The organism is Halomonas bluephagenesis, assembly GCF_054790765.1.
Genome location: NZ_CP133631.1, coordinates 1,515,443 through 1,540,500 on the forward strand (window position 1 = coordinate 1,515,443; position 25,058 = coordinate 1,540,500).

At 52.9% G+C, this 25,058-nt stretch carries 23 protein-coding genes; 10 read left to right on the forward strand and 13 right to left on the reverse strand.

Features of this window, described 5'->3' with window-relative positions:
• Positions 1-5: 5 nt before the first annotated feature.
• Genes REH51_RS06675 through REH51_RS06690 form a run of 4 tightly spaced genes read left to right on the forward strand, consistent with a single transcriptional unit; the run spans position 6 to position 3,191 of the window.
• The gene (locus REH51_RS06675) at positions 6-362 is read left to right on the forward strand and encodes a response regulator (RefSeq protein ID WP_009722859.1); all 357 of its coding nucleotides are present in this window, start codon (positions 6-8) and stop codon (positions 360-362) included.
• Between the two features lie 54 nt (positions 363-416).
• Positions 417-2,186 (forward strand): diguanylate cyclase, encoded by a 1,770-nt coding sequence (locus tag REH51_RS06680; protein ID WP_498937279.1) that lies wholly within the window; start codon positions 417-419, stop codon positions 2,184-2,186.
• A complete protein-coding gene (locus REH51_RS06685) occupies positions 2,183-2,770 on the forward strand; it encodes a chemotaxis protein CheW (protein ID WP_009722861.1) in 588 nt (195 codons plus the stop codon). Before REH51_RS06680 ends, REH51_RS06685 begins: the two co-directional genes overlap by 4 nt.
• 4 nt (positions 2,771-2,774) lie before the next feature.
• Positions 2,775-3,191 (forward strand): hypothetical protein, encoded by a 417-nt coding sequence (locus REH51_RS06690; RefSeq protein ID WP_498937281.1) that lies wholly within the window; start codon positions 2,775-2,777, stop codon positions 3,189-3,191.
• Here REH51_RS06690 and REH51_RS06695 read toward each other — a convergent pair.
• The 11 genes from REH51_RS06695 to REH51_RS06745 form a co-directional block, all read right to left on the reverse strand.
• Positions 3,174-4,379 carry a molybdopterin molybdotransferase MoeA gene (locus REH51_RS06695; RefSeq protein ID WP_234668008.1) on the reverse strand — a complete coding sequence of 402 codons (1,206 nt, stop codon included), beginning with the start codon at positions 4,377-4,379 and terminating at the stop codon, positions 3,174-3,176. The genes REH51_RS06690 and REH51_RS06695 overlap by 18 nt on opposite strands.
• Positions 4,372-4,893 (reverse strand): molybdenum cofactor biosynthesis protein B, encoded by a 522-nt coding sequence (moaB, locus tag REH51_RS06700; protein WP_009722864.1) that lies wholly within the window; start codon positions 4,891-4,893, stop codon positions 4,372-4,374. Before moaB ends, REH51_RS06695 begins: the two co-directional genes overlap by 8 nt.
• 11 nt (positions 4,894-4,904) lie before the next feature.
• A complete protein-coding gene (locus tag REH51_RS06705) occupies positions 4,905-5,231 on the reverse strand; it encodes a DUF1244 domain-containing protein (protein ID WP_009722865.1) in 327 nt (108 codons plus the stop codon).
• An 87-nt stretch (positions 5,232-5,318) separates the two neighbouring features.
• Positions 5,319-6,431, reverse strand: a complete 1,113-nt coding sequence (locus REH51_RS06710; protein ID WP_009722866.1) for a formate dehydrogenase subunit gamma — start codon at positions 6,429-6,431, stop codon at positions 5,319-5,321.
• A gap of 11 nt (positions 6,432-6,442) precedes the next feature.
• Positions 6,443-7,057 (reverse strand): formate dehydrogenase FDH3 subunit beta, encoded by a 615-nt coding sequence (gene fdh3B, locus REH51_RS06715; protein WP_498937283.1) that lies wholly within the window; start codon positions 7,055-7,057, stop codon positions 6,443-6,445.
• A gap of 73 nt (positions 7,058-7,130) precedes the next feature.
• Positions 7,131-9,983, reverse strand: coding sequence for a molybdopterin-dependent oxidoreductase (locus REH51_RS06720; RefSeq protein WP_498937285.1), 2,853 nt, complete (start codon positions 9,981-9,983; stop codon positions 7,131-7,133).
• A gap of 24 nt (positions 9,984-10,007) precedes the next feature.
• Complete coding sequence (locus tag REH51_RS06725) at positions 10,008-10,211, reverse strand: twin-arginine translocation signal domain-containing protein (RefSeq protein WP_498937287.1); 204 nt, start codon at positions 10,209-10,211, stop codon at positions 10,008-10,010.
• A gap of 79 nt (positions 10,212-10,290) precedes the next feature.
• The gene (locus REH51_RS06730) at positions 10,291-10,944 is read right to left on the reverse strand and encodes a TorD/DmsD family molecular chaperone (RefSeq protein ID WP_009722870.1); all 654 of its coding nucleotides are present in this window, start codon (positions 10,942-10,944) and stop codon (positions 10,291-10,293) included.
• Between the two features lie 4 nt (positions 10,945-10,948).
• On the reverse strand, positions 10,949-12,667 hold the full coding sequence (locus REH51_RS06735) for a 4Fe-4S binding protein (protein WP_498937289.1): 1,719 nt from the start codon (positions 12,665-12,667) through the stop codon (positions 10,949-10,951).
• Between the two features lie 187 nt (positions 12,668-12,854).
• Complete coding sequence (locus REH51_RS06740) at positions 12,855-13,466, reverse strand: DUF3306 domain-containing protein (RefSeq protein WP_498937291.1); 612 nt, start codon at positions 13,464-13,466, stop codon at positions 12,855-12,857.
• The gene (locus REH51_RS06745) at positions 13,463-13,903 is read right to left on the reverse strand and encodes a DUF3305 domain-containing protein (RefSeq protein WP_009722873.1); all 441 of its coding nucleotides are present in this window, start codon (positions 13,901-13,903) and stop codon (positions 13,463-13,465) included. The genes REH51_RS06740 and REH51_RS06745 overlap by 4 nt, the downstream gene beginning before the upstream one ends.
• Before the next feature lie 146 nt (positions 13,904-14,049).
• Between REH51_RS06745 and REH51_RS06750 the strand changes: the two genes are divergently transcribed.
• Genes REH51_RS06750 through REH51_RS06770 form a run of 5 tightly spaced genes read left to right on the forward strand, consistent with a single transcriptional unit; the run spans position 14,050 to position 18,816 of the window.
• Positions 14,050-14,907: a formate dehydrogenase accessory sulfurtransferase FdhD gene (locus REH51_RS06750; RefSeq protein WP_009722874.1), complete on the forward strand. Its 858-nt coding sequence runs from the start codon at positions 14,050-14,052 to the stop codon at positions 14,905-14,907.
• Positions 14,904-15,539 carry a molybdenum cofactor guanylyltransferase MobA gene (mobA, locus tag REH51_RS06755; protein WP_009722875.1) on the forward strand — a complete coding sequence of 212 codons (636 nt, stop codon included), beginning with the start codon at positions 14,904-14,906 and terminating at the stop codon, positions 15,537-15,539. Before REH51_RS06750 ends, mobA begins: the two co-directional genes overlap by 4 nt.
• Positions 15,536-16,789: a molybdopterin molybdotransferase MoeA gene (gene moeA / locus REH51_RS06760; RefSeq protein ID WP_498937293.1), complete on the forward strand. Its 1,254-nt coding sequence runs from the start codon at positions 15,536-15,538 to the stop codon at positions 16,787-16,789. Before mobA ends, moeA begins: the two co-directional genes overlap by 4 nt.
• On the forward strand, positions 16,786-17,793 hold the full coding sequence (gene moaA / locus REH51_RS06765; protein WP_009722877.1) for a GTP 3',8-cyclase MoaA: 1,008 nt from the start codon (positions 16,786-16,788) through the stop codon (positions 17,791-17,793). The genes moeA and moaA overlap by 4 nt, the downstream gene beginning before the upstream one ends.
• Before the next feature lie 3 nt (positions 17,794-17,796).
• A complete protein-coding gene (locus tag REH51_RS06770) occupies positions 17,797-18,816 on the forward strand; it encodes a CobW family GTP-binding protein (RefSeq protein ID WP_498937295.1) in 1,020 nt (339 codons plus the stop codon).
• Between the two features lie 13 nt (positions 18,817-18,829).
• On the opposite strand, the gene REH51_RS06775 is transcribed toward REH51_RS06770, so the two are convergent.
• Positions 18,830-21,940: a bifunctional diguanylate cyclase/phosphodiesterase gene (locus REH51_RS06775; RefSeq protein WP_498937297.1), complete on the reverse strand. Its 3,111-nt coding sequence runs from the start codon at positions 21,938-21,940 to the stop codon at positions 18,830-18,832.
• 185 nt (positions 21,941-22,125) lie between these two features.
• Between REH51_RS06775 and REH51_RS06780 the strand changes: the two genes are divergently transcribed.
• The gene (locus REH51_RS06780) at positions 22,126-23,031 is read left to right on the forward strand and encodes a LysR family transcriptional regulator (RefSeq protein ID WP_498937299.1); all 906 of its coding nucleotides are present in this window, start codon (positions 22,126-22,128) and stop codon (positions 23,029-23,031) included.
• A gap of 85 nt (positions 23,032-23,116) precedes the next feature.
• On the opposite strand, the gene REH51_RS06785 is transcribed toward REH51_RS06780, so the two are convergent.
• Positions 23,117-24,634, reverse strand: coding sequence for an NCS1 family nucleobase:cation symporter-1 (locus REH51_RS06785; RefSeq protein WP_009722881.1), 1,518 nt, complete (start codon positions 24,632-24,634; stop codon positions 23,117-23,119).
• Positions 24,635-25,058: the final 424 nt, after the last annotated feature.

Sequence of the window (25,058 nt, forward strand, 5' to 3'; positions counted from 1 at the left end):
TAATCATGCAAATACTGGTCGTAGATGACGACCCGTTGGCCTGTGAAATGACAGCAACGCTGCTAGAGTTCCAGGGCTATACAACGGTCATGGCCAATGATGCCATGGAGGCTACGCAGCAGTTAGATAGCCTGGACAGCATCGGGCTTATTGTCAGCGACATGCATATGCCGCTCATCAATGGGATAGAGTTCCTAGAAATGTTGCGTGAACAAGGCGTTACCCTGCCTTTTATCTTGCTCACTGGCGACTCCCCTGACTCAACCATTATGCAGACGCCAGGCTTGAACGCCTGCCTGCAAAAAGATGCGGAGCTAGAGTCCACGTTAGGCAATGCCGTGACTCAAGCGCTCAACGGTTGAACGTGTGCCATTTGCTTTACAGCACATTGTTCGCCCACATGAACAGGTAGCCTGATGTCACCATCTGCCCCGACACTGCACGAAAAGCTGAACCTGCTGCGCCAACGCTTTATTGAACAGCTACCAGCGCGTTTACAGCAAACCGCGACAAAGTGGCAACAAAGCCGCCTGTCAGCGGAGGCAGAGTCACGCTTAGCTCCCGAATTTCATCGTTTTTTCCATAGTTTAAAAGGTACTGGTCGCTCGTTGGGTTTTGAACGAATTGCCATGTTGGCAGATCAAGGCGAAGAACTACTTAAGGCAACGCCTACTTTTGATGACCAGGTTCTTGATGACCATGCTCTTGGTGACCATGCTCTTGATGACCATGCTCTTGATGACATAGACAGCCTGATCCCTCAGCTTTTTCAGCAGCTCAAAGAAGAGATTGAGTACTTACAGTCCCAGCATGGCCAACAAACAGTGCTGGCATCACTCAACAGCGTCGAATTTTCATCAGCACCACCACAGGCACGCAGCAAACGTCAGCGGCTTATTTATCTATGTGACGATGAGCCCGACCAAGTAGGCCAGTTGCTGCATCATCTTCGCTGTTTCGGGCACGAAGTGGTCCATTTTGAAGACACCGAGTCGTTTTTTAATGCGGTTATTACCCGCCGCCCCAACGCTATCATCATGGATGTGCAGTTTCCCCAAGGTAACACCGCGGGTACTGAAACGCTGACCAGCCTGAATAAATTAACCGGTGAGCGGCTAACCTCCATCGTACTGTCGTCCTATGGCGACTTTTATTCACGGCTGAGCGCAGTTCGAGCTGGCTGCAGTGGGTACTTTACCAAGCCCATTAAGCCACTGGATTTGATGTTAGCTATCGATGAACTCACGACCCCCTTGAATGAAGAACCACTGCGCGTGTTGGTAGTCGATGATGAACCCGATGCAGCAACCTACCACTCTTTGATACTTGAAGAGGCCGGTATGATCGTTCAGCAGGTTAACCACCCTGCGGACGCGCTAAGCGCCTTAGATCGCTTTAGCCCTGATTTACTGTTGATTGATGTGTATATGCCGGTATGTTCTGGAGAAGAGTTGGCAACGATTATCCGCCAGCAATCCGCGCATATTGGCCTGCCCATTATTTACCTATCCAGCGAAACAGACAGCCAAAAGCAGCTCTCGGCCATGACGGTAGGCGTGGAAGCCTTTATTACCAAGCCGGTTACCCCTGACGAACTTGTGTCTGCGGTACGACTTCGCGCCGAGCGACTACATCTACTGCGCGCGCTGATGACCCAGGACAGCATGACAGGGCTTTATAACCATAGCACCACGACTGACCTTATCGGCAAAACACTCGCTCAGGCATACCGTGAAGGCAGCCAACATGCCATGGCTATGCTCGACATTGATCATTTTAAAACCGTCAATGATACCTACGGCCATCTGGCAGGTGATCAGGTCATTATCACGCTGGCACGGTTGCTAAAAACCCGCTTGCGCATATCCGATATCATTGGGCGCTATGGCGGGGAAGAGTTTGTAGTATTGCTAAAAGGGGTCACCGCAAAGCGCGCAGCTGAACTTATTGACGAACTGCGCCACGATTTCGAACAGGTAGATTTTCATGCTGGCGGAGAGCGTTTTCGCTGTACCTTCAGTGCGGGCATTAGCAGTTTCCCCAGCCAGCCTTCCACTGAAGCGCTACGCATAAGCGCGGACCAAGCACTTTACCTAGCTAAGCGGCATGGACGCAATCAAGTGGTGATCAGTAACGACAACGGCGCAGAACACGCTGAACCAAAACACAGTGTGAAAAAACAATGACTGATACCCATCAACAGCGTGACGCTCAGCCTATCTCTCTCGAAGAGGCATTAGCGCGCCACAGTAACGATGACACAATTATCGACGTGGACGAGCCTTGCCAGCAGTTGGTGCTATTTCGTCTCGCGGGGCAACGTTTCGCCTTGCCAGGCAGTGCGGTCAATGAAATTTTGAGCGGTGATCAACCTGTTTATTTCGTACCTGGCTTGCCCGCTTCTACGGAAGGGGTGATCCATTTACGCGGCAATATTGAGTCGGTGGTGACCCTACAAGCACTTCTCGGCCTCCCCCCTGGGGAACAAACGGGCATGCTACTAGTGGTGACCGCCGCGGGCATTCGTAGTGCCGTTCGTATCGATGTTTTAGACGACGTTTGTGACCTCCCAGTCAGCGCACTAAAACCGGCACCGGACACCCTCTCCAGCCAGTTGATGCCTTATGTAAGCGCACTCTGGCAACCTGATGTAACGCCGGAAACGCGCCACGAAGAAGAGACTAAAGGCGAATTTGTAGAAGGCAGCGCGGCCATTGCCCTGCTGGATCCAGATGCTTTATTCAACGCCTATCAACAAGGCCTAGGGTAAGCCCATGGCAATTGGCGCGCCGAATCACTCCTTAGACGCAGCGTCCCACGTTGCTTTAGTATTATTTAGTGCTGGCCATACACTCGCCGCCATCGAAGCACGCCACATCGCTGGGTTAGCGAAATCGGCCCACCTACCGCGATGCGCGAATGCAGAGTGCCTGTTACTTAACGCGCCATTGTTGAGCGTAGCACCTACCCACTGGCTCACCCTTCAGGATGCCAAAGGCGCTTGGCAGTTAGGTGTTACTGGCGACGTCGTCTTAGCTCACACACCAATAACGGAACTGTTTCCGTTACCTTCTTTAGTTGCCTCACGACACGTAAGCCCCGCCCTGCGAGGCTTGACGTTGGCCAACCAAACGGTGCGCTTGTTATTTGATGGAGCAGCGCTTACCCCAGCGCTAGCGCTGCAACCATAGACAGCGAACCAGTGCACCTTTCTCTACCTGCTGGTGTGGATCAATCACCGCTAACGCGTCTGCATTAATACAGGATGACAGCACACCAGAATTTTGGTCTTCAAACGCATCAGCAATAATGCCCGCTTCGCTAAAACGTAGCGCAACACGCATGTAGTGCTGGCGTGGGCCAGTCTGAGTAGTGAAGTTAGCGGAGGCCGTCAACGTAGGTAAGGCGTTCAACGCCGGACAACCCAGTAACGCGCCCATTAACGGTCGTAAAAACAACCAAGCACCCACAAAGCCAGAAACGGGGTTACCCGGCAGTCCTACAAAACGCGCCTCGCTGCCATCTTCGCGCGGCAAACGGCCCAGCGCTAGCGGCTTACCTGGGCGAATAGCCAGCTTCCACATATCTAATTGGCCTAGCGATTCCAGCGCGGCTTTGACGTGGTCTTCTTCGCCCACGCTAACGCCACCGGTACTGACAACGACATCAGCGTCGGATGCGGCTTGGGTTAATAGCCTAACCGTTTGGGCATAATCGTCAGGCACACTGACCCGTTGCACCACCTCAGCGCCAAAGTTTTCCAGCAGCCGCTTGAGCATCGGCCGGTTCGAGTTATAGAGCTGGCCGGGCTTTAACGGCGTACCTGGATCAATGATCTCATCGCCAGTCGACAGTAGCGCTATCCGAGGGCGACGGCGCACGCTAACGTGGGTAACCCCTTGACCGGCCAAATGCCCTAACGCAGCTGCTTCCAAGCATTCACCAGCCGCTAAAAGTAAATCTCCACGGCATACATCACGCCCCTGGCGGCGCACATTGTCACCCACTGGAATGTCCGCAGGTATCAACGCACGCTCACCACTGGCCTCAACGCGCTCCTGCATCACGACGCAATCAGCCCCCTTAGGGATCTCACCGCCGGTAAAAATACGCGCGCAGCAGCCTTCCTCCAACGGCACTGCAGGGCTACCTGCCGCAATACGTTGGCTGATAGGCAGCCACTTGCCCGCATCACTGGCACGCAGGGCATAGCCATCCATCGCGCTATTATCAAACGGCGGGACGTCCAGCTGTGCGGTAACGGCTTCGGCCAGCACACGCCCAGCAGCAGCCTCAAGCGGTATACACTCTGCACCGAGATGAGTGACGTCTGCCAGTAGTGCTTCAAGCGCGGTACTTATCGGCTGCAGCTCAGCCATGCTGCCCCCGGCCTGGGATGACCAGGTTGGCGAAATTACAAGGCTTATGACGGCTATCCAACTGCTCAGCTAAAATGCCGTCCCACCCCGTGCGGCAGGCACCGGTTGAACCCGGCAGGCAGAACACCACGGTGGCATTGGCAAAGCCACCTAACGCACGGCTTTGTATGGTCGAGCTACCAATCTCATCGCCGCTCAGTTGGCGAAAGCGCTCGCCAAACCCTTCAATGCGCTTATCCAGCAGCACCGAGATAGCCTCTGGTGTTGAGTCACGCCCGGTAAAGCCGGTACCGCCCGTGGTAATCACCACCTGTACGTTTGTGTCGGCAATCCACTGGGCAACTACCGCACGAATTTGATAGACGTCATCCGGCACGATGCGTTTCTCTCCCAGGGTGTGTCCTGCTTCGGTTAAACGCTCCACCAGCGCTTGACCGGAGCGGTCGGTCTCATCCGTGCGTGTATCAGAGACCGTAAGCACAGCAACTTTAAGAGGTACCATTGGCTCACTCATCAACGTCATCCCTATTTTGCTGCATTCTTTTTAGCATGGTGCGCTTCCCAGGCAGCCTTCTGCTCGGCAGTCGCAGGCGGCTGATAGAGCTCCTTCCATTCACTATAGGGCATGCCGTAGACATACTCTCGGGCTTCTTCGTAGCTAAGAGTTTCATTCCGCGATTCAGCGGCCGACACCAACCATTTCGATAAACAGTTGCGGCAAAAATCCGCCAAAATCATCAGATCGATGTTCTGCACATCCTTATTGTCGTCTAAATGTTGTAACAAACGCCGAAACGCAGCGGCTTCTAGCTCCGTACGCGTGGTTTGGTCTAATTCATTAAACGATGACATTGGCGATCCTCTTATCACGTGGCTTTAGCGCAGCATAACAAAAGACACCGCCCGAAGGCGGTGTCGAGTGGCAATTAAACGAGTGGGCTAGCTAGGTTTGGTGGCAGAAACATCGCCACTACTACTGCCCGTTTTTTGTGCCGCGATTTCCTCTTCGCTCATGGCTGTATCCTTGACCTCCTCGTACCACAAATTGTGGTGCTCTTTGGCCCAGGTTTCATCGACATAGCCAGTGGTCATACCTTCCAATGAGCCTTCCGTGCCGACAGTCCCAATATAGATATGGCCCAGCGCGACAGCCGTCAAACCAAGCGCGCCCACCGCATGGATGATGTTTGCCCACTGCATGGTATCGCGGCCTTGGCCATAGTTAGGGAAGTCGAGTACAAAGCCGCTCGCCACCACCACCAACCCGGCGGTTGCCAACAGCCAGTACCACGCTTTCTCGCCACCGTTGGCAAAGCCAGCGTCAGGATGATGCTTACCCGTTAACCCACCGGCCTTTTTAAACCACACCCAGTCATGTTTCTTAGGAATGTTGTCTTTCAGCAAGCTGATTAACAGCACAACGAGTAACACACCAAATATCGGGCCGAGATAGTTATGCAGCACTTTGGAAGCTGAAATCATCCACGCCCAGACGGCGTCGCCAAACAGCGAGCGGAAGACGAACTTACCAAACAGTAGGTTCAGCCCTGTTAACGCCAAGGTGATAAACAGGGTGGCAACTGTCCAGTGAAGCGAACGCATTAGCAGCGACCAGCGAAAGAGCTTTCGACCTGTGCGCGGCTCATCAAGATGTTTGCGCCCAACCATAAAGTAGAACAGCGCAATCACCACGATCATCCCGCCAATCGCAATCAAACCAAACGGCGACACCCAACGGTTACGGATCTGCCGCCAGGTTTCGCCACTTGAATTGATCAGATTGTAGTTACTATCAAAGCGCGAGTCGCGGTAGTTAGGCCCCGTTTCTCCACTGCGCACCTGACGCCACTGGTCCGCACTGATACCAGGAGCAGCAGTCACCATTTCACGGTCGGTATCAGCTTGAGCAACCGCTAGTTGGGAAATGCCAAGACTTGCAACCACCAGCAGTAACAGGATCCCGACACGCCAACAGCGCTGGAAAAACGCCCCCAACCAAGGTGCCTGTGCAGGCACCCGAGAGGTCGTTGTTGTTATGGTCATTGATGTCATGACACACCTCCTTACCCTTTACGGGCAGCATCATAGGCAAGGTTGTCAGTACTGGCCTGGGGGTTATTCGACCAAGCACCATCTTTATGGCCTCGATGGACGACACGCTGACGGAAAATATCGGCAACATCCTGCGCATCACCTGCTAGAAGGGCTTTGGTAGAGCACATTTCCGCACATAGCGGCAACTTGCCTTCCGCGATGCGATTAGAGCCGTACTTCTCGTACTCCTCCTCTTTGCTCTCTGCTGGGCCGCCTGCACAAAAAGTGCACTTGTCCATCTTGCCGCGCTCGCCAAATGCATTCTGTTGTGGGAACTGCGGTGCGCCGAAGGGGCACGCATAAAGGCAGTAGCCCCAGCCAATGCACAGGTCTTTATCGTGTAGCACGATGCCATCATCGGTTTTATAGAAGCAGTCAGTCGGGCATACCGCCATGCATGGCGCATCGTCGCAGTGCATACAAGCCACTGAAATCGACATTTCATCCGCTTCGCCGTCGTTGAGTGTGACCACCCGACGGCGCTGGATACCCCACTCCACATCATTGGCATTTTTACAGGCGGTGACACAGCCGTTGCACTCGATGCAGCGCTCGGCGTCACACATAAATTTCATTTGAGCCATGGTGTTCTCCTCTCACCAGCGCGGGCATTCGCCCCCACTGGGTTCTGTCAGGTCGGTCGAGACGTTAATTGGCTTAAGCGCGCTCAATTCGGCAGATGGTGCACTTGGTTTCCTGCATCAGTGTCACCGGATCATAGCCATAGGTGGTGGCTGTGTTAGCCGCTTCGCCAATGATGTACGGGGCAGACCCGTCCGGATAACGGTCACGCAGGCTCTCGCCTTGGAACATGCCGCCAAAGTGGAACGGCATAAAGGCTACTTTGCGATCAACCCGAGGTGTGACTAGTGCTTTCACCTTCACTCGACCACCCTCAGCCCCTTCTACCCAGACGTCGTCACCATCGCGGACGCCAATATCGTTGGCATCCGCGGGGTTCATCTCGACAAACATTTCTTGCTGCAGCTCGGCCAGCCACGACATCGAGCGCGTTTCTTCACCGCCCCCTTCGTACTCGACCAATCGGCCCGACGTGAGAATAATCGGATAATCAGCGCTGTTATCGCGATCCTGAATGGTTTTATACAGCGTGGGCAGACGCATAATCGAGTCAAAGTCATCCCAGGTGGGGAAGCGTTCAACCAAATCACGACGCGTGGTGTATAGCGGCTCGCGGTGTTTCGGCACTGCATCTGGGAAGGTCCATACCACGGCGCGCGCTTTAGCGTTGCCATAAGGCGCACAACCACGACCAATCGCCACCCGCTGGATACCGCCAGAGAGGTCGGTTTTCCAGTTTTTCCCTTCAGCAGCCATTTTCTCAACGTCGGTCAGGTCATCCCACCAACCAAGGTCTTTAAGCAGTTGGTCGGTAAACTCGGGGTAACCGTCATCAATCTCGCCGCCTACCGGTGCTGAGCCTTCAGCCAGCAAATTAACGCCGTCACGCTCAATACCAAAGCGGGCGCGGAAACCCATACCGCCTTCCATGACCGGCACGCTGGTGTCATACAGATTGGGCGAACCTGGGTGGTTAAACTCTGGTGTGCCCCAGCACGGCCATGGCAGGCCATAGTAGTCACCGTCGGCAGGACCACCTTGGGCGCGCAGGTTCTCGAAGCTAAAGGTATGCCAGTTCTTCTGGTGCGCTTTTAGACGTTCAGGGCTCTGGCCGGTGTAACCAACGGTCCACATACCACGGTTGATTTCGCGCAACACGTCTTCGATCAGAGGCTCCTTGCCGTTCATCTCAAAGTTCTTCACGAACTCGTTGCCAAAGCCAAGCTTGTTGGCAAACAGGTACATGATTTCGTGATCAGGCTTTGATTCAAACAGCGGTTCAATAACTTTGTCGCGCCACTGAATAGAGCGGTTGGTAGCAGTCACACTGCCTGTGGTTTCAAACTGGGTTGTCGCTGGCAGAAGGTAAACGCCGTCAGAGCGATCATGCATAACAGCAGCAACCGTGGGATAAGGGTCAACGATGACCATCATCTCAAGCTTCTGCATGGCCTGCTGCATTTCCACCCCGCGAGTTTGCGAGTTAACCGCGTGCCCCCAGTAGAACATCGCCTTTAGCGCAGTACGCTGGGAGATGTTTTCATCTTCTTCCAGTACACCGTCTACCCAGCGAGAGACTGTAATACCACTGGAATACATCGGTTTTCCATCGGCATATTCGGTATCGTCAAAGCGCTCTTTTAGCCACTCATAGTCGACATCCCATACCTGGGACCAATGCTGCCACGCACCTTCCGCCAAACCGTAATAGCCCGGCAGAGAGTCACAGCCAAGGCCAAGGTCGGTGGCACCCTGCACGTTATCGTGGCCACGCAAAATGTTGGCACCACCGCCGGATTTACCAATGTTGCCCAGCGCGAGCTCTAAAATGCAGTACGCGCGAGTGTTGTTGTTACCGGTGGTGTGCTGGGTACCCCCCATACACCACACCACGCAGCCCGGACGATTGTCAGCTAGGCGCTTGGCCACATCAAACATCTCGGCTTCCGGTACACCGGTAATGTCTTCCACGACACTCGGCGTGAATTGAGCAACCTCTGCTCGCACATCATCCATGCCGTAAACACGCTGGCTGATATACTCACTGTCTTCCCAGCCGTTTTCGAAGATGTGCCACAACAAGCCCCAAATATAGGCAACGTCCGAGCCAGGGCGGATACGTACGAACTTATTGGCTTTCGCTGCGGTACGCGTAAAGCGCGGATCTGCGACGATGATGTCGCAGTTATTACGCTCTTTAGCAATGAGAATATGCTGCATCGCTACCGGGTGAGCTTCACTCGGGTTGGAGCCGATGAACAGAATCGCCTTGCTGTTCTGCATATCATTGAGCGAGTTGGTCATCGCACCGTAACCCCAGGTGTTAGCAACACCTGCAACGGTGGTTGAGTGACAAATACGCGCTTGGTGATCCGTGTTATTGGTGCCCCACATGGAGGCCAGCTTGCGCATCAAGTACGCCTGCTCGTTATTAAACTTGGCCGAGCCAAGCCAGTAGACGCTGTCTGGGCCGTAGGCATCACGCAGTTCAAGCAGCTTGTCACCAATTTCATTCACCGCGTCGTCCCAGCTCAGCCGTTGCCATTCACCAGCCACTAGCTTCATCGGGTATTTTAGGCGACGGGTGGAGTGACCGTGCTGGCGTAGTGAGGCCCCTTTGGCACAGTGAGCACCGCGGTTAATCGGGTGGTCAAAAGCAGGCTCCTGTTTTGTCCAGATACCTTCTTGAATTTCTGCATACACACCACAGCCTACCGAACAGTGGGAGCAAATGGTGCGTTTGGTCTCAACTGGGGAGTCTAATACGGGGGTTTTAGTCGCCGACTCGGCGCGCTGCATCATCGGCGCGCCCATAAAGCCTGCAGCCGCCACACCACCAGTGGCGACGCCACTACGCTTTAAAAATTGACGACGGGAGATTCCAAGCCCTGAAGCGTTGGGAGTATTGGTTTTGCGAGTTAGACGCATGGCAGTTCTCCTGGCATTTTGCCGTCAATCACGCAGCGACGCATAGTAAGCGCGAATATGGTCGGTTTCGTGGTAATTCGTTGTTGGTTTTTTAGGCTCAACCGACGTGGTGTTATCGGCTTTAGCTAGCGTGACGTGACCTACTGCGGCGGCCGCACCAGCGGCAGCGGTACCTAGACCAACGGTTTTCATAAACCGGCGGCGCTCAGGGTTGTGTGACGTGTGCATGGGTTTCTCCTCTATCATGCCCTTTTTCTTATGCATGGCCCGCAGGCCCTATTATTCGCTTACCACTGCGCACTGCCACTCACGGTGTGACGTCGCGCGCCGCGCCGGTTGCGTTTGTCGTTGGCTCCACAATACGCACCGATTGGTAGGCCGCTCTTTCGCTCAACGTTGCCTGCTCGCTTTCCATAAACGCACCGCCCAACTGGCCAAGCGATGCGTAAAAAACGGTGTCTACTTTGGTGAGATCGTCAAAACAGCGCTTTGACCAAGGAGCAATGTGTTGCTGGAAAAAGTAACTCTGCTCGCTGCTTTGTGCCGCAATAAGCATCGCCATGACCTCACACACAGCAGCCAAATGATCTTCTGGTTCGCGGGTATGCTCGCTTCGCTCAAACCCTAGTGCCCGAAGATCCTGACGCAGGGCAACTAATGCTGCCTCCATTAATTCCCCGTTGCGGTACCAAGACGCGTAAGGCACTACCTCGCCCTGAATGACGCCAACAAGAAGGCGAAAATGGGCACGCTGAAGGCTATCTAAACTGCTTTGGCTAGCGGCACTCGAGAGCGATGCCCAACACTCAGCCAGTCGGCTGCCGTCTTGTTCAATGTCTAGGCTGGCTAGCCACGTCAACAACTCACTGTCGGGTGCTTGCCTAAGCAGGCTGGCTAAAAGCTGATAAATATCGGCCCGCAGTGCGTCGGTATCGCTAAGTGTGGGCATTGCATCACTCATTGCTTTACACCTTTAGTTGCGCATCAGGGTCGCGGATCATGGTTTTCCAGACATCTTTGACACGACAGTCCTCGCACATTTCTAGCCGCGCTAGCGCATCACCCGCAAAATAGGGGTGGTCAGCTAGCTTCGCTTTGATCGTTGCTATCGTACTGGCGGTGGCAAACGGCTTACCGCAGCCAATGCACTCAAAGGCTGCCTCTTCGTGGCAGATATGCCGTGTGTCGCGATCAGGTGCAGCTAAAAAGCCAGGAAGCAACGTAATCGCGTTTTCAGGACACGCTTGTTCACATAGCCCGCACTGCACACAGTCCGCTTCAAGGAAGCTCAGTGCTGGCGTATCGCCTCCTGCTTTCAACGCCGGGGTCGGACAATTACTAACGCAGGCATGGCAAAGCGTGCAGGCTTCACGGTCTACTTGGATGCCACCATAAGCCGCCCCTTCAGGCATGGCATGTCGATCATTGCTAGGCGATCCCAGTGCCGTGAGTGTGGCTAGCACTTGATTAAAGCGGGCGCGCTTATGAGGTTCGGTAAACGTCAGCGCAGCGTCGGTTAACGGGGTAAGACTAGGAAGTGCATCGCGCTCTTCAATCTGCTCCGGCTGCAGCAGCTTAACCCGCGCGGTGTCGTGCCCCAGCGCTTCAAGCAGCCCGTGGGCTTGGGCGACTTGATGAGCGATGAACGCAGTTAAACGAGGCGGCATCTCAGCGTGTAACTGAATACGCACTTCAGCAGCCCCGTTCGCTAACGCAGTAAGCCACTGATCGTGACCAGCAGCCCCCAGCTCTTCAAGCGGGACATCAAGCAGATGGCCTGGCGTAACAGCATCAGCTTTGCGCTCAGCATCGAGGGAGTCATGGGTGATAAAGCGCATCACCGGCGCTTGGCCACCCGCCTCACGGTAAGCGGCAAGCCAAGTCGCTAAGGTATCTTGCTGACGACGAGTTTCCGGCAGGCGAAATTCAATCGCACCGGTTGGGCAAGCACTGGTACAACTGCCCACCCCTTGACAAAGGAATGGGTCAATCTCAATACGCGATTCAATGCGTCCCTGAATGCTGGAAATAGCATCTGCGGGGCAAACATCCAAACAGCGCGTACAGCCAACATTGCCACTCGCGGAATGTGCACAGAGATCACTATTAACCTGAAAATAACGTGGCTTATCGAACTCACCGACGAGTTCAACAACGCTTTCCAACACCTCGCGGCGCTGAGCCTCTTGGGCCAACCAGTCCAGGCGGACATAGCCTGGCGGTGGGATTTCCCATGACTGAGTTCCGTTCGGCCCGCCTGCTGCCGTTAAGTCGAGCACCACGTCAAAAACATCACGCTCAATCAGTGCTTGGGCTAGGTTGAGCGTGGCATCATCCACGGGCACTACTTCGACCTGAAAGGCACCTAGATAGCCGGTGATGCGCAGCTGAGATTGCTGGGTATCGGTTAGCGTTTGGCAGATGAGTGGTTCGCTGGCGGCTGGTAAATCGAGTGCAGTATCAGTTGTCAGCAGCGTCAACGATGCTAAGCCTTGGCCCTGTAACGCTCGGGCGGCTTGGCTAACGTCGTGTGCATTACCCATCAACAGCGCATGGCCACGACTGTGATAGGTCACGTTAGCAGGCGTTAAGTTAACCGGCCACGAGATACGCTGACGCACCGCTTCGCGGGCAGTGACATTGATCTGGTCATCTATCGATGCCAGTTGGATTCGTTGGTTCATGCATTCTCACGGTCAGAAAGTCGTTTTTCTTATAATTAAAAGTCATTGTTTTCTACTTTAAGAGTATATCTTAGCGCTTTCTCTACCTTGAGCGTATGGTGCCTACGCTTTTTTTGCCACTTTAAAGCGCATTAGCGTCTCAACGCTTCATCACTAAAACCAAATCAACCTGTTGTTTATAATAGAATTATTTCTTTTTTATACATTCGTCTACATCGTCATCAGATGAATCAGACTGGTCGTCTAGTGGCGCTTTTTGTACAACACTGCCATCGCTTGTACAGGTACTAACATCTTTCGATGGGGTAGAAATACTTTCATCCATGCTGCCCTCATCATCTGTTTCTGCTGGTCGTTCTAACGCCTCTTCTGCTTTATTTGCCCAGCGGCGCAGTTTGCCTGCCAGTTCAGTGGTCATAGGCTTTAGCTGCTGACGATAATCAGCATCGTAGTCATCCAAGCCATCGCGTACGTTGTAGTTACCGGTGGCCCATAGCCGTTTCAGGGCACGTCGGCGTAGTGCAGCGCTAACACCTGGCGCCATGAAAGCGCTGAAATCACTGCCTGCTGGTAGGTAGTCGGGGTCAGGTAAGGTGTGATCCAAACTACCAGGAAGGGGTGGCAGGTCCTCAACGGTAGCCTCTACATCCAACGACTCCTCATCACTGGCAGTAGCGCTCAACGCGCCGGCCTCTATCTCTGACTCTGCATTGCCGATGGGGGGGGGATCTAACCCTGCGTCTGCCTCATCGCTTTCAACGCCACGTTTTTTACGTGACCAGCGTTCAAGTCGGCTCACTGGGGCTGCTCCTTGGTCGGGGTTTCTTTAGCGCGACCAGCTCCCTTATGTTTCTTTTTACGCCTTTCTGGCGGTGCTTCACCATGGCGTGCCAAATAGCTTTCCAGCCATACTTGAATCGCCATTGGCATTGGCGCTTCAAGCACCTGCTGCTCACCATCAAGCCAGCCCGCCGCAACATCTTGGCTTGCGGTGATAGCGTCAGGCTTAGGTGCTTGGCCGGTAAAACCAGCGCGAACAAACAAACGGGGCGTTGCCGAGGTGAGGTTAAAGCGGTAGGCAGCACGCTCAGTCATATAAAGCTGAAGGCTAAGCACATAGTCACCCTGCTCACCTGGTGTAAGCTCAGCGATACGCCATTGCGTTAAGGTGAAGCCTCTCACCTGCTTGGGTTCTGCCACCAAGGTAATGCTCAAAGAGCGCAGATTATCACTCATACGGATAGACCACCTTAGACCTTGAACGGGTAGACAAGTAAGCCTTTTGAGCGCCATCATCGTCAACTCAGAGTGTTTTACTCAACTATTATAAGTTACATGTATGCGTTACATGGTTCTTCATTAGGTTCCAACGAGGATTGCGGATGCCCGCCCTTCAGCTAAGCCGAGCCCACTTACCGGCCACGACGACAATCGATGTGATGGATGCTTACGGTGACACTCGCCACCAGGCCATCGCCGCAGAGCGCGCGCTAACGGTTTATCTCAATAAGCGCGAAATTGTCACGCTAATGACGCTGGGCGACGACCCTGAAGCGCTTGTCGTGGGCTACCTACGTAACCAAGGATTACTGCGTCGTGCAGAAGACCTATTGGTGGTACAAGTGGACTGGGAGGTGGAAGCCGCCGCTGTTGTCACCGACTATTTACCCGACGATTTAGATAATAGACTGAGTACCCGCACCGTCACCACGGGTTGCGGTCAAGGCACCGTATTTGGCAAATTACTCGAACAAACATCGCTCTCTGAATTACCTGAGACACCGCTTGCCCAGTCGACGCTCTATCAGTTGCTAACCAATTTGAATACCTATAACGAAACCTACCGCAGCGCGGGAGCAGTGCACGGTTGTGCACTGTGCCATCAGAGCCGCGTGCTCGACTTTGTTGAAGATGTCGGACGTCACAATGCGGTGGATACATTGGCAGGCCACCAGTGGCTCAATCAGGCCGAGAGCAGCAGTGCTGATATTTTCTATACTACTGGCCGCCTGACCTCCGAAATGGTGTTGAAAGTGGCGCAAATGGGTATCAGCGTGCTGGTTTCACGTTCCGGGGTGACCCAAAAAGGCGTAGAGCTGGCAGAACGCTTCGGCGTGATGCTGATTGCTCGGGCGAAAGGCAAAAGCTTCCAGGCGATTAATACGGCTAACCGCCTAACGTTAGATGCCATTCCAGCCAAACCACCCAGCGCGCGTACGTCTAAGGAGGCCGGTATATGATCACACCTCAAACCCTCACTGGCATGATTCTCGCGGGTGGTGAAGGCCGCCGCATGGGAGGACGGGACAAAGGCCTTGAACCATTCGCTGGGCTACCACTGGTTGCCCATGTGGCTAAACGTCTTGATGGCCATGTGGCCGAACTATTGATCAACGCCAATCGCAACACTGATGCCTATGCGATGTTTGCAACACGAGTTATTGAGGATGCTGAAGGCGGTTTTAAAGGCCCGCTGATGGGCATTTACAGTGGGCTACGCGCCGCTAAAACGCCCTGGCTACTGGTTGCTCCCTGCGATTCTCCTGCCCTCCCCAATGACCTAGTGGCGCGAATGGTAACGGGCATCACCACACAGAGTGGCGAGCACGATATCGCGGTTGCGTTTGACGGCGAGCGCTTGCACCCAGTCGTCGCGCTGCTGCGCACTTCGCTTGCCGACGACCTGGCGAACGCGTTGGCTGAGGGCGAGCGTAAAATCGACCGTTGGTACGCCCGCCATTCGTGGTGCAAAGTAGATATGTCGGATTGTCCGGAAACGTTTGCCAATCTCAATACCGAGGAAGAAAAATCCCGCTTGGAGCTAGCCCTAAGCGCTGTTTCTAAGGGCCCTACCTCGAAGGAAGCGACATGAGCCTGTCATGCTTCGAACTTGGTGAGCAAATGCTCAGCGTTGACGCCGCACGGGAAGCGCTGTTGACCTTGGTTGAGCAGCCCGTTGCGGTAGAATCCGCACCACTTAGCCAAGCCTATGGCAGACGGCTAGCCACTGATATCACCGCGCCAATTAACGTGCCACAGAACACCAATTCAGCCATGGATGGTATTGCCCTGGCGTGGCCGGATCAGCAACCTCATCAAACCAAATGGACGATTGTAGGCGAAGCCTTTGCCGGACAGGCGTTTGAGGGCGCCGTGCCTCTCGGCCAATGTGTGCGTATTACCACCGGTGCCCCCTTACCGTCGGGCACCGACACCGTCATCATGCGTGAGCAGCTTATCGAGCATGGCGGTAATGCCACCATCGATACCCCCGACCGAGTTAGCCATGGCCAGCATGTGCGCCAAGCGGGAGAAGATATTGCGATAGGCGAGGTAGCTCTGGTAGCCGGCACACGGCTAGATGCCGCCTGTTTGGGGTTAATAGCATCATTGGGCTATGGTGAGGTCTGCGTTTTCAAGCGCCCGAAGGTGGCTATTTTCTCCACTGGAAATGAGGTCACGCCTCCTGGCGAAGCGCTGCCCAGTGCGGGCGTTTACGATACCAACCGTTTTACATTGATGGGCTTGCTCAACGAACAGGGTGCCGAAGTGGCTGGTTTAGGCATTTTGCCTGATGACCCCAGCATCATTCAAAACGCCCTAGCTAGCGCGGCTAGGCAGTGTGATTTAGTCATTACCAGTGGCGGCGTTTCTGTCGGCCACGCCGATTACACAAAGGAAGCGTTGGAAACATTAGGCCAATTAGCTTTTTGGCGTGTGGCTCTGCGCCCAGGACGCCCCATGGCCTGCGGCTGGCTGGGTGAATCGCGCAAACCATTTGTAGGCTTACCCGGCAACCCCGTCGCGGTCATGGTAACCTTTAGTCAATTCGTGGTGCCATTATTGGAACGTTTACAAAAACAACCCCCCGTCCCACCGAGGCGTTTACCAGCCATTACCCAAACGCCGCTAAAAAGTCGCCTAAAGCGCACCGATTTTATACGTGGCATTTATTCAAGCGATGCTCACGGCGTGTTACAGGTACGTAGCACTGGAGCGCAGGGGTCTGGGATTTTAACCTCGATGGTAGCTGCTAACTGTCTGATTGAACTAGGTGATGATCAAGCAGGCGCCCAGCCAGGCGACGCAGTCTGCATCCAACCACTGACGAGGTGGCAATGACCAAACAACCAATTGCTGAAAAACTCATTGATGATTTCGGCCGCCGTGTCAGTTATGTACGCATTTCCGTGACGGATCGCTGTGACTTTCGCTGCGTTTACTGCATGAGCGAAGAGATGACCTTCCTGCCAAGAGCTCAGGTGCTTACGCTGGAAGAACTTGCCATGGTGGCTCAGGCGTTTACCGAACTAGGCGTTGAGAAAATCCGCTTAACCGGTGGCGAACCGCTAGTGCGTAAAGGCATTGAGCAGCTCGTGGACGACATTGGCGCGCTGCCGGGGCTCAACGACTTCACCATGACCACGAACGGCGCGAGCCTACGTAAACACGCTGAACGACTCTATCAAGGGGGGCTGCGCAGGCTCAATATCAGTCTCGACTCCCTTGATCCCGAACGCTTCAAACAGCTGACTCGGACAGGTGAGTTAGCGAAAGTGATTGACGGCATTCACGCCGCTAAAGAAGCGGGCTTTAAACGCATCAAGCTTAACGCTGTGATTTTAAAGGGGCGCAATGATGATGAAGTGCTGGACCTCGTCGCTTTCGCTCGCGATGAAGGGCTGGATATCAGCTTTATCGAAGAGATGCCGCTGGGCGATGTGTCTGATCACTCCCGGGCCGAAACCTTTTACTCTAGTGACGACGTTCAAGCGCTGATCGAGACACGTTACCCACTCATGCCGTCAACGGAAACCACACCTGGGCCTTCGCGCTATTTTAAAATGGCTGACAGCGACAGTCGTGTCGGTTTTATTTCGCCCCACAGCCACAACTTTTGCGATAGCTGCAACCGCGTGCGGGTAACCGTTGAAGGCCGTCTGCTGCTCTGCTTGGGCAATGAACACTCCGTCGATTTACGTGCCGTATTACGTCGGCATCCCGGCAATATGCAGGCATTGAAAACGGCCATTATTAACGCCTTACCGCTCAAACCCGAGCGCCATCACTTCACTACCGACGGCGATGTCCAGGTGGTGCGTTTTATGAATATGACAGGGGGTTAAACGTTGTCAGCCACTCGCGTGCCTGTGCATATCATTACTGGCTTTCTCGGCAGCGGTAAAACCACGCTTATCCACAGCCTAATTGAGCAAAAGCCTGTGGATGAAAAATGGGCCATTTTAGTCAATGAGTTTGGCCAGATTGGCATTGACCAAGCGATGTTTGAACAGCGCAACGATGTCGTCGTCAAAGGGCTACCTGGTGGCTGTTTATGTTGCCAGCTGGCCTTTGTGCTACAGGCTGCGTTGGTCAACTTACTCGCCCGCAACAAGCCAGACCGCGTCATTATTGAACCATCAGGGCTAGGCCATCCCGCTGGCTTACTCGACTTGCTACGCGGCGAAGCCTTTCAAGATGTGGTGGCCGTGCACGATATTATTGCCACCCTAGATCCGCGCCGTCTAGATGAGCCCAGAGTCCGTAAACACGAGACCTTTCAAGACCAGTTGGCGATGGCCGATGCCATCGCCATCACTATGGGTGAGCAGGCAAGCGTCGAACAACACGAACAAGCACAGCAGTTTGTGACGAAGCTCTGGCCACCACGAAAGTGGGTTCACCGCATTGAACATGGCACGATGCCACTATCACTGCTGATGGACAGCGGCCAAACCAGCGCCCACGACGATGCGACCATTCCTGATACACATCGTCAAATAACAGCACCCCTCACGTTGGAAGGCGCTTTTTTTGATGTTGCTCCTCCGCTTGGCCAACCTCAACAAAAGACCGCCAGCTCCCTTGGATACACCAGCACAGGCCTTCGCTGGCACCCCAGTGAACGCTTTGATCTTGATTATTTGGCCGCCCACTTAGGTGAGCTTCCCTCATCTGCACGAGTAAAAGGCGTCTTTCATACCGAGCAGGGCTGGAAGCAGCTTAATCGAGCCGATGGAGCACTTAGTGTCGGAAGCAGCGCTTGGCGACAGGATTCGCGGCTTGAGGGGATTACCGCTGACAATGACGCCGATACCCACACGAATTTACTGACAGAACTGCAATCATCAGGAGCGCTGCTGGGCTAATGTTTTCCCAGAGCTAAGAGGGCTGAGCCAAGAACGCTTCCTCAATAGCGTCTACTGGCATAGGGCGACCAAATAAATAGCCTTGGAAAGCATGGCAGCCATGAGCCAACAACCATGCTTTTTGGTCCTCTGTTTCTACCCCTTCGGCAATAACATCAAGATTTAAGCTTTTCGCCAGAGCGATCGTACTTTCCACAATGGCCGCATTGGCACTGCTCTCTAACACTTGATGGACAAATGACTGGTCAATCTTTAGCTGATCAAGCGGCAACTGCGCAAGATACGCCAGCGATGAATAGCCGGTTCCAAAATCATCCAGAGAAAAACGTACACCTTGGGCTTTCAGGCTAAGCATTTTGTCACGAGCATCGTCTCGCGCTTCCACAAACAGCGACTCAGTAACTTCTAACTTGAGGCGTTCGAGCGGTGCTTTTGTACGAATAAAAATCTGCTGTAAGCGAGATAAAAAATCGCTATCGCGAAACTGCAGTGGGCTAATATTCACAGAAATCGTCAGTTCACGCAGATGTGGCATTGCGGCCCAACAGGCTAACTGGCGACACGCATCTTCAATGACCCACTCACCGACCTCATTAATTAGCCCGGTACTTTCTAATAACGGAATAAACTCCCCAGGTGAGACCATTCCACGCTCTGGATGCTGCCAGCGCAGCAGTGCCTCAACCCCCGTAAAGTGGCCGAAGCGATTAACCTGAGGCTGGTAATAGAGGCGCCAATGATGACTCTCCAATGCCTGACGCAAATCGGCTTCAAGCTTAACCCGTGCAAGCAGCGTTGCCTGCATCGAAGGATCAAAAAAGCGTATGGCACGACGCCCACTCGCTTTCGCTTGTAATAAAGCCATGTCGACCTGCTGAAGGTAGTCCTCGGCGCTTCGCTGACTATCGGATACGATAGTAATCCCAATGCATGCGGTCACCATGACGTGCTCTTCAGCAAAACTAATCGGCTCATCAAGCGCGACGAGAAGTTTCTGGGCAATATGTTCTGCTAAGCGCCGCGTCTGACGAGGACTTCCATCGACGCCCTCAACAAGCACTGCGAATTCGTCACTACCCAGGCGAGCCAATGTATCGGTATCGCGCAACATTTGGCCAAATCGCTGGGCAACCCGTTGCAGCAACTGATCGCCGGCGAGGTGCCCCAAGGTATCGTTAATATGGTTGAAACGGTCAATATCGACCACCAATAACGCCCCGCAGCGCTGGTGGCGGGTTAGCTCTTTTAAGGCGGCCTCCATCCTGTCCATAAACAGGCGCCGATTTGCAAAGCCCGTTAATGGATCGTAAAACGCTAGCTGATGGATCTCTTGCTCAGCGGCTTTGCGCTCACTGATATCACTCATAGTAGCAACGTAGTTAGTGAGCATGCCGTCAGCATCGTAGACAGCGCTGATTGTCAGCCACTCAGGGAACAGCTCACCGTTTTTACGCTGATTCCAGATTTCTCCTTCCCAACTTCCTGTGGTTATTACCCGTTTCCACAAACGGCGATAAAACGCTGCGTTATGGTGACCCGAGCTAAACATGCGAGGGTTCTTACCGATCACCTCGGCATCGCTATAGCCCGTTATGCGCTTAAACGTATCATTAACTTTTAAAATATTTCCCCGCGCATCCGCCACCATGATACCTAGGTGCGCCTGGAAAGCGGCCGCAGCAATCTGTAGTTCTACTTCTGCGCGCTTCGCTTCGGTAATATCACGATTCACCGATAACACTCCCTCAAATTGTCCGGCACTACTTATTAGCGGGCTTACGGTGGCATGAAAATGGTGTGGCTGTGCGTCAATGGTCAGTGGATATTCAAACCTTTCTACTTGATGAAACTGCTGCACTCTTTCAAAAACGGCGGCAAATGCGCGGGCTAAGGGAACAGGTAGGACATGTGAAAAGTGCTTTCCCAGCGCATCTTGGCTATTAATAAGTAACTGCTCAGGGGCAACTGCATGGATATAGCTAAAGCGCCCTTCCACATCAAATACAAAAATCAAATCCTGGATCGAGTGGACTAAGGCATCCATACGTGCCCCACGCGCTTGCGCTTCCGCCCGTGCTAGCTCTCGTTCTTTTATTCGCTCATGCAGCTGATAAGCTAACGTGAGACGGTTTAGGTAGTGGCGAACGCCCCAGGCCCCCAACAGCGTAATCAAACCAACGACCAACAATAATACCAGCAAGCGCTGACGCCATCCCGTCATCAGCGTGTGAAGGTCAACGCCCACCACAACAAACACCGGATATTCGCTAATCCGTTGCATGTGGAATAAGCGGTTACTCCCGTCAAGAGGTGAGATCGTGGTTAGCGTCCGAGAAAGGTTTTCGCTGTCTAACCACTGCTGCGTGTCAGGTGCATTAATTTGGCTACCAATGGTTACTCCTTCATGGGGAGGTGGGTGCCGAGCAACCACTTTTAGATGTTCATCTATCAGTGCCATGCTTTCACCTTCGTACACACGCATTTGCTTCAGCGCATCGTCCAGGATATGCGGCATGATGCGAGACATAATCACACCAGCGAAATCACCTCGGTCATTCACTAAACGCTGGCCATGATAAAGAAAGAAACGCTGCTTGCTCGCCGACCAAATAAGCGGCGTCATCATTTCGTCTTGGCCACCTTGCTTAAAGGTACGGAAAAAAGCGCTGTTGCCAAACTCCTCCCCAACATGACGATTATCGTCACTGCTTAAACGTAGACGCCCTTGGGCGTCCAACACTCCGACACTATCGATCAGCGGTACGTACTCAGTAAGATTGTCTAGCGCTCTCTGAACGGCACTCGCACGATCAGCCTCTAAGCTGTCTAGCCCTGAAGAGCCTGTTTGGTGAATATCTAGCAGCTCGGCCAGACTAAACAAGCCTTGGCTGCTTTGCCCGAACATGCCTTTTACCCATTCTGACACCACATTCGCACGGGCAATCACACGGGATTCAGCCGCATTGACTTCCTGGTGATACTGGCCTTTAAGCAACCAGCCAAACAGCGTAATCATCATACATAACGACAAAATATAGATCGTAATAACTCGCCGCTTTTGACGCCGAAAGTCAGGTAATACCTGACTTTTTTTAGTTACTCGATCACTGCGAGGTAGCAGCATTATACGTAGGCCTTATTCAGGTATCCCGCAGCACACCTGATACAGTATAAAAAGAACGTTGAAAGATACACCACAGCGGCTCCTCGTAAGCGGCTCTAGATAGTGGCTTGGCTTGTGTTTGATGTATATCAATTTTCAGCAAAAATGCTCATAAAAGTCGTTATTTTACTTAACAAGAGGCTGCCATGGCATCTTTAGGCCAAATGAGTGACTACGAAGTGCGCTTAGTGCGTATTTTTAAAACGGTGGTGGAATGTGGTGGTTTCCCCGCCGCAGAAACCGCTCTAGGCATCAGTCGCTCAGCCATTAGCCAGCACATGAATGATTTAGAAGGCAGGCTAGGCTTTTCGCTATGCCAGCGTGGCCGAGGCGGGGTTAGTTTAACCGAAGAAGGCAAAGAGATTTACCAAGCGGGGTTAACGCTACTGACCGCGCTAGAAGCCTTTAAAAGCGATGTAAATGCACTGCATCATACCATCAAGGGCGAACTGAATATCGGCATCACCGATAACTTGGTCACCTTGCCCGCTATGCATGTTACCCATGCGCTCGCCGAGCTGACAGCGCCAAGCCATGAAGTCACCGTTAATATTCACATGGAGCCTTCGGATGCCGTTATTCGGAGCGTGATGGATGGACACTTGCATGTCGGTGTGGTGCCCGCGGTTAATTTACCTACCAGCTTAGAAACGCACTTATTGTACGATGAGCCTTCGTTTCTTTACTGTGCTGCCGGCCACCCCTTGTTTAGTGAAATCGATGAAGCGCTGACGGCTGAGCAGATAGCTGCTTACCCAGCGATAACACCTCGCTACCCACTCCCTAGCGATGCACGTAAAGCGCATGATGGGTTAAATCTACAAGCATCGGCTTCTGATCGGGAAGGTGCCGCGTTTTTGATTCTCACTGGACGCTTTATCGGCTTTCTTCCAGAACACGTAGCCGCTCAATGGGTTAACGCAGAAAAGATGCGCGTCATTCACCCGGCCACCCAGCGCTACCGGATTCCGTTTGTTCTAATCACTCGCCATGACCGCCGCCCCAACCGGGTGGTGGATGCATTTTTAGGATTTGTGAAAGGCACAAAATAAATCACCAGTTTATGCCAAGCAAAAAATATCAAAGCTCGGCACTTGGCCGAGCTTCGATCATTGGCGATGTTTATATGTAGTGAGTTTATGGCTGTTTTGCCGTCTCACTGGCCAAGTGAGGCGCGGGTCCTACCTGGGAAGACGATGTTAAAACGTGGCTTGCGACATAATAAACAATCGCACCGAGCGCGGACCCTGTAAACCAGCCATAGTCATAGAACCAGTTCATGGTGCCGGTTAGTAGCGATATTAGCGTAAGCGCCACCGGCACGCCGAACGCGATAAAGCCCGCTATATTCACCGCAGGATAAGCATGGTTATCCATATATAGACTAGGCACATCTAAACGCTGCTTTTTAATTAGAAAATAGTCCACAGCCATGATCCCTGCGATGGGGCCAAGCAGGCTGGAGTACCCTAGCAGCCAGTTTGAATACATCTGTTCAAGAGATACGCCTTGAGCGATGAGTCCCGCCTTTTGCAAAAGATCATAGCCCATCAGTAAAACACCCACGGCCCCTGTCATAAGGACGCCGCGGGTTTGGTTAATCAGCTTCGGGGCAATATTCTGGAAGTCATTCGTGGGAGAAACAATATTCGAGGCGGTATTAGTAGAAATCGTGGCAATAATGATTAGCAACATGGCAAGCACTACCCAGAAAGGGCTTTCGATATAGCCAATCAAACGCACCGGGTCAGCAACCGTTTGCCCCACCAGCGACTCTGACGCCGCGGTTAATACAACGCCCAACGCTGCAAAGAAGAACATTGTCAGCGGCAACCCAATCACTTGGCCAACAATTTGATCTTTTTGGCTTTTAGCGAACCGGCTGAAATCGGGAATGTTCAGCGACAACGTCGCCCAAAAACCCACCATAGCGGTTAAGCCCGCAAAGAAGTAGCCATATACCGAAGCTCCTTCTGGGCGCGAGGGCGGTTGCGCTAATAGCTCAGTCATCGACATGTGCGGCCACGCCCACGTCATTAACCCAATCCCCACGGCGAGCAACAATGGCGCCGCTAAGGTTTCCAGCCACTTAATCGACTCTGCCCCACGAATGACCACTAGGAGATTCGTTGCGCCGAATACAAAAAAGCCAATCACCTCACCTACTCCCCCCAGCGCAGCCCAAGCGGGAACCAGTTCGGATAACAGAAGATGAATAGCCAAGCCACCAAACATAGTTTGAATACCAAACCAGCCGCAGCCAACTAGAGCACGCACCAAGCAAGGCACGTTAGAACCTAAAATACCGAACGATGATCGCAGTACAACAGGAAAGGGAATCCCAAATTTAGTGCCTGGAAAGGCGTTTAGGGTGAGCGGGATCAATACGATCACGTTGGCTAACAAAATGGCAAAAAGCGCCTCACCAACACTAAGGCCAAAGTAGGCGGTTAACACCCCCCCCAGCGTGTAGGTAGGTACACAAATCGACATACCCACCCAAAGTGCAGCAATGTTCCATTTGCTCCAAGTTCGCTCAATCGCCTGAGTGGGTGCAATATCTTTATTAAAACGAGGGCTATCACCTACGTCTGTGCCTACGTCGAGTTCAATTAACCCCTCTCTGTCCACCATTCGGGATGTTGAGCCAGTCATATAGTCTCCTCAGCAGTGCTGTTGCCCATTATATTCACGATTCCAGTCTTCTAAGAGCAATAAGCGTGCCTAAACCAAAAGCACAAACACTAACCCATTGATCAAAAAGCTGACTTACTAGGCAGACATACACTTACTTTTAGCGTGATTGTTGTTATTCGCCTTGTAGCTCTTCAAAGCCATTAATAAGCGTAGCTATTTAAAGAAAATACGCACCAAAAAGATGCGAAAAAAAGTTTTATATTCAAATTAAACTAATACAACGCTATGTTTTAAAAGAAAAAATTAAAAATCACTAACATCGTGCAGTACTTCACCAACTTAGCAAAAACAGCACTATAAGAAATAAAAATACTAAAAAATCAAAGAGTTAAGCCAACAAAATAAAATTATCAAAAAACGCTTGAAACAACACCTAATAACG

Bases quoted from the DNA above. Each gene is read 5' to 3' on its own strand.
- REH51_RS06675 (WP_009722859.1), top strand. From the start codon at position 6: ATGCAAATACTGGTCGTAGATGACGACCCGTTGGCCTGTGAAATGACA.
- REH51_RS06680 (WP_498937279.1), top strand. From the start codon at position 417: ATGTCACCATCTGCCCCGACACTGCACGAAAAGCTGAACCTGCTGCGC.
- REH51_RS06685 (WP_009722861.1), top strand. From the start codon at position 2,183: ATGACTGATACCCATCAACAGCGTGACGCTCAGCCTATCTCTCTCGAA.
- REH51_RS06690 (WP_498937281.1), top strand. From the start codon at position 2,775: ATGGCAATTGGCGCGCCGAATCACTCCTTAGACGCAGCGTCCCACGTT.
- REH51_RS06695 (WP_234668008.1), bottom strand. From the start codon at position 4,379: ATGGCTGAGCTGCAGCCGATAAGTACCGCGCTTGAAGCACTACTGGCA.
- moaB (WP_009722864.1), bottom strand. From the start codon at position 4,893: ATGAGTGAGCCAATGGTACCTCTTAAAGTTGCTGTGCTTACGGTCTCT.
- REH51_RS06705 (WP_009722865.1), bottom strand. From the start codon at position 5,231: ATGTCATCGTTTAATGAATTAGACCAAACCACGCGTACGGAGCTAGAA.
- REH51_RS06710 (WP_009722866.1), bottom strand. From the start codon at position 6,431: ATGACATCAATGACCATAACAACAACGACCTCTCGGGTGCCTGCACAG.
- fdh3B (WP_498937283.1), bottom strand. From the start codon at position 7,057: ATGGCTCAAATGAAATTTATGTGTGACGCCGAGCGCTGCATCGAGTGC.
- REH51_RS06720 (WP_498937285.1), bottom strand. From the start codon at position 9,983: ATGCGTCTAACTCGCAAAACCAATACTCCCAACGCTTCAGGGCTTGGA.
- REH51_RS06725 (WP_498937287.1), bottom strand. From the start codon at position 10,211: ATGCACACGTCACACAACCCTGAGCGCCGCCGGTTTATGAAAACCGTT.
- REH51_RS06730 (WP_009722870.1), bottom strand. From the start codon at position 10,944: ATGAGTGATGCAATGCCCACACTTAGCGATACCGACGCACTGCGGGCC.
- REH51_RS06735 (WP_498937289.1), bottom strand. From the start codon at position 12,667: ATGAACCAACGAATCCAACTGGCATCGATAGATGACCAGATCAATGTC.
- REH51_RS06745 (WP_009722873.1), bottom strand. From the start codon at position 13,903: ATGAGTGATAATCTGCGCTCTTTGAGCATTACCTTGGTGGCAGAACCC.
- REH51_RS06750 (WP_009722874.1), top strand. From the start codon at position 14,050: ATGCCCGCCCTTCAGCTAAGCCGAGCCCACTTACCGGCCACGACGACA.
- mobA (WP_009722875.1), top strand. From the start codon at position 14,904: ATGATCACACCTCAAACCCTCACTGGCATGATTCTCGCGGGTGGTGAA.
- moeA (WP_498937293.1), top strand. From the start codon at position 15,536: ATGAGCCTGTCATGCTTCGAACTTGGTGAGCAAATGCTCAGCGTTGAC.
- moaA (WP_009722877.1), top strand. From the start codon at position 16,786: ATGACCAAACAACCAATTGCTGAAAAACTCATTGATGATTTCGGCCGC.
- REH51_RS06775 (WP_498937297.1), bottom strand. From the start codon at position 21,940: ATGCTGCTACCTCGCAGTGATCGAGTAACTAAAAAAAGTCAGGTATTA.
- REH51_RS06780 (WP_498937299.1), top strand. From the start codon at position 22,126: ATGGCATCTTTAGGCCAAATGAGTGACTACGAAGTGCGCTTAGTGCGT.
- REH51_RS06785 (WP_009722881.1), bottom strand. From the start codon at position 24,634: ATGACTGGCTCAACATCCCGAATGGTGGACAGAGAGGGGTTAATTGAA.